We start from the raw sequence: 15904 nt of genomic DNA, 5'->3' as shown, positions 1-15904 counted from the left end.
CACCGCTTTTTCCAAATCTAAAAAGTTTTAAGCATCTTCGCTAAACCTTTTGAAAGGTATACCTGTTTATCGTACAAGGATAACTATATTTACATCTGAAGCATTGAATAGATTTGGCAGGATAGCGGTTAAGACACTCCTTTGGATTATCGGGAGCATCATTGGCTTAGTATTAACTGTCTTCATTTTAATACGTATCCCTGCCGTCCAGAACTACATCGTCCAGCAGATCACGTCATACCTCGAAAACAAAATCAAAACCCCTGTACGCATTGCACACGTGAGCCTGGATCTACCGAAAATGCTGGTGCTTGAGGGTGTGTATTTCGAAGACCAATCGCAAGATACCCTCCTGGCTGGCGAAAAATTGCGGGTAGACATCAGCATGTTGAAACTGCTACGGAATACCGTAGAGATCAGCCAAATCGACTTGGAGGGCATTACCGCAAAAATCAACCGGAAGCTACCGGATGGCGCATTCAATTTCGACTACATCATCAACGCTTTTGTAGGCGAACAGACGGAATCTGCACAACCGGACAGCAGCGCTCCTATGAAATTCAATATCGACAAGGTGATCCTCAACCGTATACGGCTCCGCTACAACGACGAAGTGATCGGCATGGCCGCGGCGGTCGACCTCAATCACCTCGACACCCGCATTGAAACGTTCGACCTAGAGGGCAACATGCATTTTGGTATACCCCGGATCAATGTTGACGGATTGCAAGGGTCGGTAAGGCAATGGGCGGTGGCCCAGCCGGAGGAGACGCCGGATGCCGCTGATTTCGGCATTGTGGATACCGCTGCTACCTCGCTGCTTCCGGAGCTGGATTTCGAAACATTCAACCTTGCTCATATTGATATTGCTTACATCGATGAGGCCGGTGCAATGGATACCCGGTTTCGGATAAGCAAACTATTGGCTAGACTCAATAAACTGGACCTCAATGGCGAATTTGTCGACATCCGTGAGATTGACCTGGATCGTGCGGATGCTCGCGTTTTCTTCGGACAGACGGAGGCGTCTCCTGCCAGCGCGGCGGATACGGCTGCTGCCGAACCCATCAATTGGCGGGTAAATGCGGCGGCGATCCGGATAGCCAACACGAATGTAGCCTTTGAAGATGCCAACCAGCCCCGCATGGAAAAAGGCTTCGATTACGGCAACATCGGCATTACCGGCCTACAGGGCGAATTGACCGCGCTGCGGTATTCGGCCGATACCATTAGCGGACGCGTTGAGGGACTCAAGGCGCGCGATCACAGCGGTTTTGTATTGAACCGCCTACAGGCGGACTTTAGTTATACGAACCAGGGGGTTGAATTGGATGACCTGTACGCAGAAACACCCAATACCCGCATCCGCGATTACCTTAAGATCACCTACCCCTCGCTGGAAACCCTCACCGAACAGCTTGGCAGCATCGAAGTAGCCGCCGATATCAAGGAGAGTCACCTCGGCATGGAGGACGTGCTGTATTTTGTGCCCGACCTGGATACGATGGAGGTCATGAAGCCTCTGTGGCCACATACATTTTATATCAATACCGAAATTCACGGCCGATTGGATGACCTCCAAATCCCCAGCCTGGAGTTGAGTATGCTTGACAAGACCCGCATTGCCGGCAGCGCCCATATCAAGGGCTTGCCGGACATCGATCGGTTGGATATTGACCTCGATTTACAGGAATTGGTGACGGGGAAAGCTGATTTGGACCGACTGATTGCGCCGAGTCTCTTGCCGGACAGTCTCACCTTTCCAGCCGATATCCGGCTTGCGGGCACCTTTAATGGCGGACTGAACGGCTTCCGGACTGATATGAAACTCGCCACCACTATGGGCAGTGCTACCGTGGATGCCGACTACCGGGCCACTGCCCGGGATACGGTCTATGATGCGCAGGTGAGCATCATGGATATCGATATCGGGCAATTGATGAACATGGACTCGGTGCTGGGCAAGGTATCATTCGCTGCACATGCCAAAGGCAGGGGCCTTGACCCCGCAACGGCTGTTGCAGATATCCAAGCAAACCTGATCAGCCTAGAGGCCATGGGATACGCATATACGGACATCGGGATGGACGTCGTTGCCAAAGGCGGGGATATCACCGCCTCAGTAACCAGCGACGATGCCAATATCGACTTTGACCTCCAGGCGCATGCCAACCTACAGGGCCAGTACCCGAAGGTAAACCTCGACCTGATGATGGACAGCATCAACCTCAAGAACCTCGGTCTTTTGGATGATGAATTCCGCTACCATGGCCGACTCGTGGCTGACTTCGAGACAGCGGACATCGATTATTTAAACGGAACCATCGATATCATGAACTCATCCATTGCCTACAATGATGAGCGCTATATGCTCGATACCGTCAGGCTGCGGGCGGTGGCGCAGGATTCTTCTAATATGCTGCAATTGCAGTCTGAATTTTTGAATGCCCACCTCGTCGGCAACTACAAACTCAGCGAACTGCCTGCTTCCATGCAGGACATCATTTCCGTATACTACCAGCCGGATTCGGTGGCGCCCAAATTTGAATATTCCCCACAGCAGTTTGATTTCAGTGCGCAGTTTACCCGCTCCCGCTTTATCCAGGGACTGGTACCCGACCTGACGGAAATGGAAGACGTCACGCTGGATGCCTCATTCAACAGTGACGACAAGATGCTGCTGGCTAAGGTCACCGCTCCGCGGATCGTATATGCGGGCACCACTATTGACACCGTAGGGTTGGACATCAATACCGTTGACAGTACCCTGTATTATTCCGCGCTCATCAACCGCGTCGGCGTGAGCAACATAGAATTGACCAACACCCTGGTCAGCGGCACCGTACAGCATAATCAAGTGGATTTTGGGGTGTGGATCAAAGACAGCGCCGATAAGGAACGCTACCACCTGGGCATGGGGCTGCATGTAGATGCGGGCAATTTCGTGTTCAGGCTATTGGAAGATGGATTGATGCTCAATTATGACCAGTGGGAGGTCGACCCGCAAAACGCCATTTCATTCGGCAAGGACGGGCTTCGCACGAATCAATTTGTGCTGAGCAACGAAGGGCAGGAAATGTCCCTGCAATCGCAGGATTCCTCCCTGAATTCACCAATCGACATCCGTTTCAACAATTTCAGGATCGAGACCTTCAGTAAGATGCTCGAAAGCGAGTTATTCGACATGGGCGGCGGCATTAACGGCTCGGCGACGGTCTCCCGGCTCGAATCCTCCCCGGTATTTGTATCAGACATCGCCATAGACCGCTTTTATTTCGGCAATGATACCGTCGGGGATATCAGCCTCAAGGTCAATAATGAGCGTGAAAACGTCTATGCTGCGGATATTGGCATTACGGGCAACGGCAACAATGTAAAACTGACTGGCGATTTTATCAGTCCGCCTGAAGGCGATGCGCAATTGGACTTCGTGCTGGATGTACAGCCCCTATCCATGCATACACTGGAAGCCTTCAGCTTGGGGTATCTGCAAAATACCTCCGGCGCGATCAACGGAAAACTCCTGATTACGGGCTCGCCCGATCAACCCCGTATCAACGGTGCACTCGACTTTGATCAGGCAAGTCTCAACGTGGCGATGCTGAATGCTACGTTTAACATTGATGGGCAAAGCATCAACTTCAATGACAATGGACTGCGTTTCAACCGTTTCGAGCTTCAGGACAGCAAAGGCAATACCGCGGTATTGAATGGCACGGTCAATACCAAGACCTATACGGACTACGCGTTTGCGCTCAACTTAGTGGCTAACGATTTCCAGGTACTCAATTCTACTCAGCAAGACAATGACCTGTACTACGGGCAACTCTTCTTTTCCAGCAACCTGCGCATAAGGGGCGATATGGACAACCCCATCGTCAGCGGGACGCTGCGTGTGGATGAAGGGACAAACGTCTTTTTTGTGATGCCCAACGACGACCCCGGAATGGTAGACCGTGAGGGCATTGTCCGGTTTGTCGATCGAAGCGATACCACAAGCGCTAATATATTTGCCAAAGTGGATTCCCTCAAGCATACGGAACTGAGCGGGATCAATGCATCGGTGGATATCGCTACCGACAATGAAGCCATCTTTACCATCGTGATGGACCCCGGGACGCAGGATGCGCTAACCGTGCAGGGAGAAGCCGAACTAAATGCAGGCATCAACCCCAGCGGTGACATTACCCTAAACGGCACCTACACGGTAGACCGGGGGAGTTACTCTTTTTCGTTCGGTCCGGTAAAACGCCTATTCCAGTTCAGGCAGGGCAGTACGCTCACGTGGTCGGGCGATCCGTTGGATGCGCGCATGGCCATCACCGCCGTGTATAACGTGAAGGCGCCCACCTTGGAGCTGGTACAAAACCAAATCGGGGCCGAATCGCCGAATCTCTATAAACAGCGGGTACCGTTTAATGTCAACCTGCATATTTCTGAACAGCTATTCCAGCCCCAACTGCGGTTTGACATCGACATGGATGAGGATAACGCGATGATCTCACAAGATGTGGCCAGCAGGGTCAACACGGGATTGTCTCAATTGCAGGAAAACGAGTCTGAAATGAACAAGCAAGTGTTTTCGCTGATCGTTTTGGGGCGTTTCATGGCGTCCAATCCGTTCGAAAGCCTCTCAGGCGGAGGTGGTGCGGAGGCCCTCGCGCGCAGCACCATGAGTTCGTTTCTCAGCGGCCAGCTCAATCGCTTGGCGGGAGACCTTGTCCAAGGCATTGAGTTTGATTTCAATCTACAATCACAAGAAGACTACAGCATGGGCACCGGTCAAAACCGTACAGACCTCAATGTTGGCGTATCCAAAATGCTTTTCAACGACCGCATGAAAGTGACGGTCGGCTCGAACTTTGAGCTGGAGGGGAATGCGCGGCCCGGGGAACAGACCACCAATATCGCCGGCGATATCGCCGTAGACTATCAGCTCACGGAGGATGGCAGGTACCTGGTACGGGCTTATCGAAAAAATCAATACCAGATCACCTTGCAGGGCCAGTTTGTTGAAACAGGTCTTGGTTTCATCGTCAATCTGGACTACAATGAATTCAGGGAGATCTTCAACCGCACCACCCGCGAGGCCGATGAGTTCAATACCGAAAGCCGCCGATTCAGAAGACGGTGGGATGTCGAACGCATGGAAACCGACACCGCATACCGCGACAGCGTGCGCAAAGCGATCATGGATAGCCTGCGAAACGATCCCGAATTCAAGGAACGCATGGAGCGCAGGCGCAAGGAACGGCAAGGACAGCAACTATCCAAAGGCCAACCGGAAGACGATGTGCCGCCTACATCGGACACAGGGGCCAAGCCTATCGCGATACGTAACGAGCAAGATGAAGACACACCAGGAGAAGGAAGGAGGGCGAATGCGCAATAAATTCATGTGGTTGAACTGCGCCCTTGCAGCATTATCGTGCTTCGCCAGCTGCAGCAACATCAAATACTTGCCCGAAGGAGAAAACCTGTATGTAAAAGGCAAGGTAACGATCGACTCCGATACCATTCCGGAACGATACATTAAGCCGATGAGTGATAACCTGGAAGAGCTGCTGCGGCCAAAACCCAATACCACCATTCTGGGCATGCGGCCGCAGCTATACCTCTACAACATCGCAGGCGAGCCCAAGAGCGACCGGGGCTTCAAAAACTGGCTAAAAAACAAAGTCGGCCAACCGCCGGTCCTGCTCAGCGATGTCAATCGTGAATACAACCAAAACCTCTTACGCAACCGGCTGGAAAACCTCGGCTTTTTTCAAGCCCAGGTGACATCGGATACGAGCGTCAACAACCGGAAGGCAACCGTCACCTACACCGCCACTCCGAATATCATTTATCGGATCAAGTCCGTCACATTCGATGTAGATAGCAGTGAACTGGGAAAAGCCATCAAATCGACCGAGTCCGAGTCGTTGCTCCAAGTAGGGCGACCTTATAACCTGGACAACATCATCGCCGAACGCGAGCGGATAGACAACGAACTGAAAAACAAGGGCTACTACTATTTCAGTCCCGACTACCTGATCACCGAAGTAGACAGCGTATCGGGCGACCACCAAGTGGATCTCTATGTCATGGTCAAGGCTGAAACCCCCGCAAAGGCCAAACAGCCGTACTACATCAACCATATCTACATCTATCCGGATTATACGCTCACACAGGGCGGATACCAGCGTACCGATCCCCGCCGCGCGGAGCGCTACCAAGGATACTACTTTATTGACCCCGAGCATACTTTCCGGCGGTTTGCATTAGCAAACGCCATGATTTTCAAAGAAGGCGAACTGTATACCCGGGGCAACCACAACCGCACGATCAGGCAGCTGGTGGGTATGGGCAGCTTCCGCTTTGTCCGCAATGAATTTGTGGATGTCGACACCGGCGCAACAAACCGGCTGGATGTTTATTATTACTTGACGCCGTTGCCCAAACGCGGACTCCGAGTGGAGCTGCTCGGCAAAACGGCAGCGGTATATAACGGATCGGAAGTGAACGTCAACTGGCAACACCGCAACGCCTTCCGGAGCGCGGAGCTGCTTACATTCACTGTATACGGTGGCTTTGAAACACAGACCGGCGGCAATGTAAACCTCAACTCTAGCTTTTACCGTTATGGCATCGAGGCCAATCTGTCCTTTCCCCGTATGATTGCGCCCTTCGATTGGAGTCCGACACGCCGGTTCGTTCCGCGCACCACCTTTAGTGCCGGCTACGAATTTCTTAACCGCCGCACGGCATACAGCCTGAATTCCATGCGGTTTTCATTTGGATACATGTGGCGGGAAAACATCGAAAAAGAGCACAGCCTGAAAGTATTGGAGGTCGCTTATGTGCAGCCGTGGAATATCACAGATGCCTATCAGGCGCTCATGGATACGGTGCCTCCGCTCCGGCATGCGATTGAACCCCAATTTACGTTTGGCCCTATCTATCAATATACCCGCACCAATACCACGCAAACGGAGCTCAAGCATACCTACTATTTCAAGGGCGGTGTAGACCTATCGGCCAACCTATACGGAATTATTCGCGGTGCCAACGTCAGGGAAGGTCGGCAATACCAGATCTTCAATGCCAATTTTTCGCAATACGTCAAATTAGAAGCGGATCTCAGGCATTATATGCGCCTCGGACAAAACACGCAATTGGCTTCACGCATCATGGCAGGTGTCGGCTATTCATACGGCAATTCAACAATGCTCCCCTACGTAAAGCAATTCTTCTCAGGCGGCCCAAATGGACTGCGCGCCTTCCGGGCGAGGACATTGGGCCCTGGCTCCTATACTCCTGAATTTTATGGAGAAGACAATTTCTTTGCCGACCAAACCGGGGATATCAAGCTAGAACTCAATACCGAATACCGCGCCAAGTTGGCCAGTATCGTCCATTGGGCCGCGTTTATCGATGCGGGCAATATCTGGCTGCAAAATACTGATCCCGAAAAACCGGGAGCCGCGTTCAGCAGCAAGTTTGTCAACGAAATGGCGGTAGGTGCCGGCGTTGGATTGCGGTTCGACCTGAGTTTCTTAGTGCTCCGCGGCGATTTGGCTATCCCCTTGCGCATCCCCTATCGGGCTCGTGGCGACCGCTGGGTGTTCGATGAAATCAACTTCCGCGACCCCGACTGGCGAAGACGCAACCTGGTATTCAACTTGGCAATTGGATATCCATTCTAAAATCACTACCTTAGCTACCATTCGATGAATAGCTTAAAAAACCAACTAAAAGAGACCTTATGAAGATAACCGTTGTAGGTGCCGGAGCAGTAGGCGCCACTACCGCTGACAATATTGTGCGCAAGGAACTTGCCGAGGAAGTCGTATTGCTCGACATCAAGGAGGGGTTTGCCGAAGGCAAGGCGCAAGACATTTCGCAGACCGCAGCACTGTTGGGATTCGACTCCAACATCACGGGCGTTACAAACGATTATAGCCAGACAGCGGGTTCCACGGTTGCCGTGATCACCTCGGGCATACCCCGCAAACCGGGAATGACCCGTGAGGAACTCATCGGTACCAATGCCAATATCGTGCGCAATGTCGCCGAAAATCTACTGAAATATTCGCCGGAAGTCATATTGGTAGTGGTGTCCAATCCAATGGATACCATGACCTACCTGGCGCTGAAGGCTACCGGACTACCTAAGCACCGCATCATCGGCATGGGCGGAACACTGGATTCATCACGCTTCCGTTATCAACTGAGCCTTCGGCTGGGCGCCTCCCCTGCCGATCTCAATGCCATCGTTATCGGCGGCCACGGCGATACCACCATGATACCGCTGATCAAGCACGCGACGTGGAACAGCCTGCCTGTCACGCAATTCCTATCGGAAGATGAGCAGCAACAGGTCGTAGCGGATACCATGGTCGGCGGGGCCACGCTCACCAAACTCATCGGCACCTCCGCTTGGTATGCCCCAGGTGCTTCCAGCGCGGCGGTGGTAGAGAGCATTGTGCGCGACCAAAAGAAGCTTTTCACCGCCTCGGTCTATTTGGAAGGCGAATATGGACAGCAAGACATCAACCTTGGGGTGCCCGTTGTCCTCGGCAAAAGCGGTTGGGAACGAATCCTCGACCTTCCGCTTGATGAGGAAGAGCAGGCTGCCTTTGCCAAAAGCGCCGACGCGGTGCGCAACATGAATAACGTGTTGAAAGAAATCGGGGCACTTTAGCCAATGGTGTACATACCCTTGACCTTGTTGAATTTACAGGACGATGGCTTCCACCTACTGTTGGAAGTCATTGTTTTTGATAAACCTTTCAAAGCCGTATTGGATACCGGTGCTTCCAAAACCGTATTTGACAAAGCTACTGTGGAGACCTATCTTCATCAGGACATGGTACTGCAGCATACGGACATGGTTTCTACCGGATTGGGCACTACTTCGATGCAAAGCTTTACGCTGACGGTGCCGGACCTGAAGATCGGCGGCCTCCACCTCAAGCACTACGACGTGGCAGTACTCGATCTTTCTACGATCAACTATGCTTACCAACAGTTGGATATCGAACCCGTAATCGGTGTGATCGGCGGGGACATCCTCACCCGGTACGGCGGCGTCATCGACTACCGTAAAAACACCCTGAAACTGAGGCAACGAGCGGTCTACGGCGCCACCCGCTCAAAATAGAACACCCCTTTCTTGTTGGCCACCGCGATGTCCAATAGGCCATCTCCGTTGATATCGGTGACCGCATTATTCAGTCCGACGCCCGAATCCTCGTCGATGATATGCATGATCCACGCCGGCTCATCGCCGGGCACAAACTCCAACCAGAAGATCGTCGGCGGATTGGTCTCACCGGGGTCATGGCCCTGATGGGCGAAATAACGCATACCGCTCACCAAATCCAAATCGCCATCCCCATCAACGTCCACCAGCGACAATGCGTGCGTCTGGGAATATTCGCTGTTGATCTCATGGAGCTTCCAGGTCATCTTGCCCCCCGGGTCGCGGCCCTGCTCAAACCACCACATCCCAAACCGATGGGCCGAAGAACTGACGACATCCGGGTAACCATCGCCGTTTGCGTCCATTACATACATCTGGGCGCAGTCAAGCCCCAGTTCTGCACCGTGGAATACCCAATCGGGCTGTGTCGGGTCAGCAGGCGCTTCCCACCATCCCTGTTTGACGATGACGTCCTTGCGTCCGTCCGCATTGACATCACCAACACCAAGTCCGTGGGAGAACATCTCCGTGCCGGGTGCGCGCGGTCCGCTGATGACGTGGCGTACCCACTCAGTATCCCCTTTGCCCGCTGGACAGCGGTACCAGACCATTTCCCCGGTGCTGGTATCACCGAACAGCAAATCGCTGCGGCCATCGCCATCGATATCCATAAACGCAGGTGATTCGTTGCCTGCCGTTTCGCAGACCACATGCTCTTGCCAATGTCCTCCCTTGTTGCCCGGATTTCGGTACCACCATACTTCTTTCCCTGGAAAATCGACACGGATGTAATCCACCCAACCGTCCTGATCGACATCGATCGTAAAGTTCAGCATGGAGTTGCTGTAGCCCGTCGTGCCGTCAAATACCTGATCTTCGGGATAAATGTCATGCACCTGCTTCCAATCCGGGCCCTCAAACCAATGGGCGCCTGCAATGATATCCGTATTGCCATCATTATTTACATCCGCCGCGGCAACACCTTCCGAAATAAACTCGGTGCTAAGCGTATGCTTCTTGAAACGTACATCCGCGGCACCTACTTCCTCGCGAGGCTGCCCGTTGCAGATAACGCCAGAAACGAGCAGCAGGTAAACGGCCACATAATATCGTCCAACAGTATGCATGGTCATCATCCTATTTTTTTCCGTCTGCGATGCGTCTTGAAACGAACTCCTGCAGGTTGGGCAGTTTGGCGCGTTGTGCGAGTTCCGTCGCGCGTTCGGCATCCAATGCGACCAACGGCTCCAACGCATACCACACCATCAACGGCAGGTTATGATCGGCAGCATCTTCCTCATGTGCGCTCAGGTTTTTTACGATCTCCCACCGCTGGCTTGGTTCCATCCGCTGGAGCGCCGAAGCAAGGTATAGCCGTACCAGGGCCGAGGTATCACTTTTGGCGAGGGATTCGAACCGCTTACGCGCATTGTCTGGTACATTTTTCTTTTCGGCGATCAGCTGTATCGCCCAAGCCCGTACATTTTCATCTTGATGGCCCAGTAAATCCAACGCCTGCTTGACGTCAATTCCATCGGTCGCGTGCAATGCCCATAGCGCACGCAGCTTGCGGGTAACATCCGGATTGTCGTTGAAAATCTTCCACAGCCCCTCATGCACTTCCTTGTCGGCTCCCCTTTTCTGTAGCAAACGACGGCTGTGAGCCACATAAAATTCATTTTCATGGAGTTGGTATTCCACCAACTCCTTGCTCGTCTTTTTGGCGAGGTCTACACTCACCCATTGATCCTGCTTATGCGTAATTTTGAAGATACGGCCGAGGGTCTTGTCGTGCACATCCGGATTGGGACTGTGGCATTGGTTCTTATCATACCAATCGATGACGAACACCGACCCGCTCGGCGTAATCTGGAAATTGAGCCACTGCGACCAAAAATCATTGGTGACAATGAAGTCTTTACCGTGACTTGCGGTATATCCCGACCCCAGGCGTTTGGTGATATCCATATTGACCCGAAAACCGTTGATGTTGTTCATGAAAATCGCATTGCGGTCGATGCCCCAATGCTTATTGCCCAGGTAAAACATGGCACCGCAATGCGCGTGTCCGCCCCCGGCGGCCGCCGACCGGAAATTGCCGGCATGAGGGCCTTGATCACCCAGCCAATGCACGTGGTCAGCAATGGTCTTGATATCTTCGTAGGTGTAGGGGTTGAAATGCTCGCCGCCCTGACGATGATACCTTGCGCCCTGGATCATGTGGAACAGGTGAGGGATCACGCATACCGTGGTAAAGGCATGTCCATAATCATTGAAATCAATGCCCCAGGGATTGCTTGTGCCATGCGCAAATACCTCAAATTCATGGCGGGTAGGGTGATACCGCCATACCCCCGCATTGATGGGTGTGCGCTCATCGTCCGGCGTACCCGGCTTACCCACATTGGAGTGGGTAAATACGCCGTGGGTACCATACAACCAACCATCCGGCCCCCATTTAAACGTGTTGAGCACTTCATGCGTATCTTCATAGGCCCAGCCATCCAACAGGATCTGGGGCTTACCGGCTGGAGCATCCTTTTCTTCATCTATGGGGATAAACATCAGGTAAGGTGCCGCTCCGACCCATACCCCGCCGAAACCCAGCTCGATGCCGCTCACCATGTTGAGCCCTTCCATGAATACCTTCCGCTTATCCAATGTACCGTTGCCATCGGTATCTTCAAAAATGAGGATACGGTCTTTGCCCTGTCCTTCCGGCGCGCGCACCGGATACGTATGTGCCTCGGCCACCCATAGCCTGCCCCGGTCGTCTTGCGTGAAGGCGATCGGACGTATCACATCCGGCTCGGATGCGGCCAGTGTTACCGAAAAGCCATCAGGCACATCCATCACCTTGGCTGCTTCTGCACCCGAGAGCCCTGCGTGCGGCACGGGATCCCGCGGAGGCAGGATGATTACATCATCCGGGCGCAACTCGTTCGGATAAGACGGCCTTTCCTCATGAAAACGGAAATCGTCAAAGGAAATATGCGCCCATGGATTATCCCCGATGTAAGCAATTTCTGGCACGGTACCGGCTTCCTCGTCGACCAGGCGGATGTAGATCTCCTTACCTTTATGCCCTGTCAAATCGACCACCACCGGACGGAAAGCCGCATGGGCAGGGTCGCTCGCATGATCTTCATTGATATGTCCAGACATCTTGAAAATGACCGAATCTGTCGCCGCATCGACCAGTTCGACCCGCAACCCCGCCAATGCACCACCGGTGATCTTAAAGGATGCCCAGGGATGGGTCACCGCAAACGTTGCCGAAGTCAACGTACCGATGGCCTTATAATTCAGTGTTCCACCGCTGCTCACATAATAGTCGCCCGACTGCTTAAGCACCACGCTGTCTGGATACCAAGGTGCTGGATCATAGGTCACCGCCCGGGCGCCGAACGCGTCGCCCGTTGCCTTCCAGTCCTGGAGGTTGCCGCGTTCAAAACCAAGATTCAGCGGGCGACCGTCCTTACGGGGTGAGATTCCCCAATTGTCACTTACCACCGGTTCAAAATGTTCTACAATCTTAAACTGGCCACGCATCACCTGCTGATGCCCCGGCAAGCTGCAAAAATAGGAGTCATCTTCCGTCGCCGTGAAGACGATACTGGTGGTATCCCCTTCTTCCAGCATCGTCTCACTCTTGATGCCGAGCTTTTCCAAGGTGATGTCATGCGCCATCAGTTCGCCATTGACGAGCGAAACCTTCACCCGTTCGCCTTTTTTTGCGCGGAGCAGGGGATTGCGCTGACCATCGATGTCGCCGCCGATGCCCGTATAGCCAATCATTTTGGCGTTTAATACATATTCACGATCGATCTGGTTGGAATCCGCCGAATCCGAATCGCCGGTACAAGCCACAACAACCGTAGCAAAAAGAAACAAGAAATAACTACGGGATAAACGTAAATGCATGTTTAAATTGGTTATGCTGTAAAAGTTAATAATTTAGGATATAATAATCTGGTCATCAAGGTAATTCCGTAAGGGTCACATCCCTTATCTGGATCTTCGCTGCCCCACCGCCATGGAGCTGAAAAGCGATTACGCCTGTAGAGGGGATATTCGGATCCTTTTCGACATAATCCGCCGTTTTTACACCATTGATGTAAAGCTCGTGGTGATCTCCCCGCACGCGGACAATGTAACTGTTCCAGTCACCCTTATTGATCAGATGCTGCAAGGTACCCAACTCACCGGCCACCAATAATGCCCTCCGATGTTCGTCATAGATATCCCCCCAATGCCCATCACCGATATCAGCCTGGTACCCCACGATGTCATTGTCCACCACGTGCGAGCGGTATTGGATGCCACTGTTGATAAAGCCGGTACCGGGATCGCCGGTGAGTCGGAATAAGCACCTGAACTCAAAATCGCCGTATTCTTTCGTGGTCTGCAAGTACGTGTTTTTCGGTACATTGTTTACGCCATCCCCCCCGGTTAGGAAGCTATCGGCCACTGTCCAATACTTCGCATCATCCAGATTCACCGGTTTCCAGCCGTTGAGTGTCGTGCCGTCAAAAAGCGCTACTGTTTTAGCTGGTTGGCTAGCCTGTGTCCGTTGTTGGCTATAGGCATTTGAACAGAATAACACTGTTGCTCCCACAAAAGATAACAAAATCAACCGCATGTCTATTCTCAATATCAAGTATCAATCCAAACATCAAATATAGCGTCGTCGCATACCACCGACCACTCTTTTGCTATCCTATTCTACCTGTTTTTTATCCGTCTTCTAGCAAAAAGCATTACTTCCGAGCGCCGTATCCGCCATCATCGCGATTCCCATGGGTTGCCAAGCGGTATCTATAGTTCTTCTGCCGGTATTTCATCCAACGGCGGAACATTATTTTCATATCCGTCGTACCCAAAATTTTGGTTAATGATGCCCAGCGTATTCGCATCAATCATACGCTGTGGGATTGGCCAAAGTACATGGTAAGGCTTAATATCATAAGTCTGACCATTAAAGGCAACCACATTATCCCGGAAAAAGTTATTCTTCTCCATCAACCAGTCATAATAAAAATTGCTGGTCCCGAAATCGGCCATGGAGTACGTTTTGCCGTGGAATGCGGTCCCAGTCTGCGCAAAGATAAAGGCGATACGGGTCAGCTCGGTCCTTCTCGGCTCCTCCCAATACAACTCGCGCGCACGCTCAGACAATACCGTACCGATATCCACTTGGCTGGCATCGGTATAGGGTGCGCAATGCGCCCGTGTCCTCACCTCGTTGATGTCGGCCATGGCCTGTTCGGGCTGCCCCTTCCACCAATACGCTTCGGCCCGTAGCAAGTAGGTTTCGGCCAAACGGAAAATATACCAGTCACCCGCCCCTCCACGGGGCTGTACGTTCCTTGGATCCGGTGTATACACTTTATAGTGCGGCCAGCCATACCAATTGCCGATGGTATCCGATGTCAGCACCCTGCCGTTTTCAGTCTGTAATTGCAATGGCTGGCCATAATAAGCGCTTGTCCCTTTTAAGTCCGGGTGATTATAAACCAAATCTTCCATGCGCATCCAGTTATACTGCTTGTGGCGCAGGTCATTGGGATCATCCCATATCTCAACAGCATGATAAACCGTAGGCGGCGTACGGCCGATGCCCCGGCCGAACGACCGTACCAAATCGATCTCCCGTCCCGCCTGATCGGACATGCCAGGTCTGCCGTCTGGCGTATAGATTTGCTTGGCAGCCGTCTTGCTCCAGAATGGCAGCGCTTGCCGCATGATCTGCAGATCTGCGCGTGAACTCGGCAAGCTCTCCTCCGAATTGACCATGTACAGCACCTCCTTATTGGCGGGAATATGTTTATTAGCGTACCAATGCAGCCGGGCAACTACGTCGTCCCTCACAATACCGCGGCTCGAAAAATAGTTGCCTTCTTCCTGAGGCACGGCGCCGAAAGGTTCCCGCATCAAGGCATATACTCCACTATTAATCACCGCATTGGCAGAAGCAATGGCATCATCAAATGCGCCCAATGCAAGATTGATTTTGGTCAATAAGTGCCCACAAGCCCCTTTTGTCGGTCGCCCCCGATCTACCTGATCAGGCACCCATTGTACGGCAAATTCCAAATCCTGTTTCATTTTGCGCAAAATGGCTTCGCGTCGGGTAGAATGAAAATCCAGCCGCGGAGATATAATATGCTTTCCCACGTACGGCACATCGCCGAATTGATGTGTCAGGCGGTAATACCGCATGGCCCGATGGAAGTACGCCATGCCCAATATCGCATTCTTCTCCGCCTCTTCCATCTCAAAATTATTGATGGCATCAATCACCACATGCGCATTCCGCAACCCTCGGTATCCGTTTTCGATATGCCATAAGATCCGGTTACCATTGCCATTATCCAAATTGGCGGTAGGTGTCACCATCAGCGTCGCATTCTGGTTGGTCCCGGGGTTATCATTCATCCCTTCTACAGAGAGGTCAGAAAACATCAGTTCGGTAAGATAGGGAGGCGAATCCCCGTAAATCTCTTCCCGGACCTGAATGTCGCAAGCGGCAAGCGCATTATACAAGCTGGCCACGCTGGTCATCGCATTCTCTGGTGTAAAAATAGATAGTGGCTTAGGACTCAAAAACTCCTTATTACAGCCGTATGGAATGATCAAGAGGGCAACTACCGACATAAGCGCCAATATAGCAGTTTTAATTTTTTTAGCTGTCGTTTTCATAAACGTCATCATTTT

Annotated in this window: 8 protein-coding genes; 4 read left to right on the top strand and 4 right to left on the bottom strand. The window is 52.3% G+C overall.

What is annotated here, in order from left to right; all coding sequences use genetic code 11:
• Positions 1 to 103 precede the first annotated feature (103 nt).
• The 4 genes from ACMGDE_RS06585 to ACMGDE_RS06570 are packed head-to-tail and all read left to right on the top strand — an operon-like array spanning position 104 to position 9145.
• Complete coding sequence (locus ACMGDE_RS06585; RefSeq protein WP_436831975.1) at positions 104 to 5392, top strand: translocation/assembly module TamB domain-containing protein; 5289 nt, start codon at positions 104 to 106, stop codon at positions 5390 to 5392.
• Positions 5349 to 7688 carry a translocation and assembly module lipoprotein TamL gene (gene tamL, locus ACMGDE_RS06580; RefSeq protein WP_436831974.1) on the top strand — a complete coding sequence of 780 codons (2340 nt, stop codon included), beginning with the start codon at positions 5349 to 5351 and terminating at the stop codon, positions 7686 to 7688. The genes ACMGDE_RS06585 and tamL overlap by 44 nt, the downstream gene beginning before the upstream one ends.
• A gap of 59 nt (positions 7689 to 7747) precedes the next feature.
• The gene (locus ACMGDE_RS06575; RefSeq protein WP_436831973.1) at positions 7748 to 8686 is read left to right on the top strand and encodes a malate dehydrogenase; all 939 of its coding nucleotides are present in this window, start codon (positions 7748 to 7750) and stop codon (positions 8684 to 8686) included.
• A 3-nt stretch (positions 8687 to 8689) separates the two neighbouring features.
• Positions 8690 to 9145 (top strand): retropepsin-like aspartic protease, encoded by a 456-nt coding sequence (locus ACMGDE_RS06570; protein WP_436831972.1) that lies wholly within the window; start codon positions 8690 to 8692, stop codon positions 9143 to 9145.
• Here ACMGDE_RS06570 and ACMGDE_RS06565 read toward each other — a convergent pair.
• The 4 genes from ACMGDE_RS06565 to ACMGDE_RS06550 all read right to left on the bottom strand — a co-directional run bounded on the left by ACMGDE_RS06565 (position 9121) and on the right by ACMGDE_RS06550 (position 15889).
• Complete coding sequence (locus ACMGDE_RS06565; protein WP_436831971.1) at positions 9121 to 10314, bottom strand: FG-GAP repeat domain-containing protein; 1194 nt, start codon at positions 10312 to 10314, stop codon at positions 9121 to 9123. The genes ACMGDE_RS06570 and ACMGDE_RS06565 overlap by 25 nt on opposite strands.
• 10 nt (positions 10315 to 10324) lie before the next feature.
• Positions 10325 to 13111 carry a PVC-type heme-binding CxxCH protein gene (locus ACMGDE_RS06560; RefSeq protein ID WP_436831970.1) on the bottom strand — a complete coding sequence of 929 codons (2787 nt, stop codon included), beginning with the start codon at positions 13109 to 13111 and terminating at the stop codon, positions 10325 to 10327.
• A 55-nt stretch (positions 13112 to 13166) separates the two neighbouring features.
• A complete protein-coding gene (locus tag ACMGDE_RS06555; protein WP_436831969.1) occupies positions 13167 to 13829 on the bottom strand; it encodes a 3-keto-disaccharide hydrolase in 663 nt (220 codons plus the stop codon).
• 176 nt (positions 13830 to 14005) lie between these two features.
• Positions 14006 to 15889, bottom strand: a complete 1884-nt coding sequence (locus tag ACMGDE_RS06550; RefSeq protein ID WP_436831968.1) for a RagB/SusD family nutrient uptake outer membrane protein — start codon at positions 15887 to 15889, stop codon at positions 14006 to 14008.
• Positions 15890 to 15904 lie beyond the last annotated feature (15 nt).

Origin of the sequence: Parapedobacter brassicae, from assembly GCF_051400755.1 — a bacterium.
Classification (GTDB): domain Bacteria; phylum Bacteroidota; class Bacteroidia; order Sphingobacteriales; family Sphingobacteriaceae; genus Parapedobacter.
This window is presented reverse-complemented; position numbering and strand designations above follow the sequence as displayed.

Excerpts from the sequence above, each read along its gene's own strand:
- tamL (WP_436831974.1), top strand. The coding sequence starts at position 5,349 with ATGAAGACACACCAGGAGAAGGAAGGAGGGCGAATGCGCAATAAATTC.
- ACMGDE_RS06575 (WP_436831973.1), top strand. The coding sequence starts at position 7,748 with ATGAAGATAACCGTTGTAGGTGCCGGAGCAGTAGGCGCCACTACCGCT.
- ACMGDE_RS06570 (WP_436831972.1), top strand. The coding sequence starts at position 8,690 with ATGGTGTACATACCCTTGACCTTGTTGAATTTACAGGACGATGGCTTC.
- ACMGDE_RS06565 (WP_436831971.1), bottom strand. The coding sequence starts at position 10,314 with ATGCATACTGTTGGACGATATTATGTGGCCGTTTACCTGCTGCTCGTT.
- ACMGDE_RS06560 (WP_436831970.1), bottom strand. The coding sequence starts at position 13,111 with ATGCATTTACGTTTATCCCGTAGTTATTTCTTGTTTCTTTTTGCTACG.
- ACMGDE_RS06555 (WP_436831969.1), bottom strand. The coding sequence starts at position 13,829 with ATGCGGTTGATTTTGTTATCTTTTGTGGGAGCAACAGTGTTATTCTGT.
- ACMGDE_RS06550 (WP_436831968.1), bottom strand. The coding sequence starts at position 15,889 with ATGAAAACGACAGCTAAAAAAATTAAAACTGCTATATTGGCGCTTATG.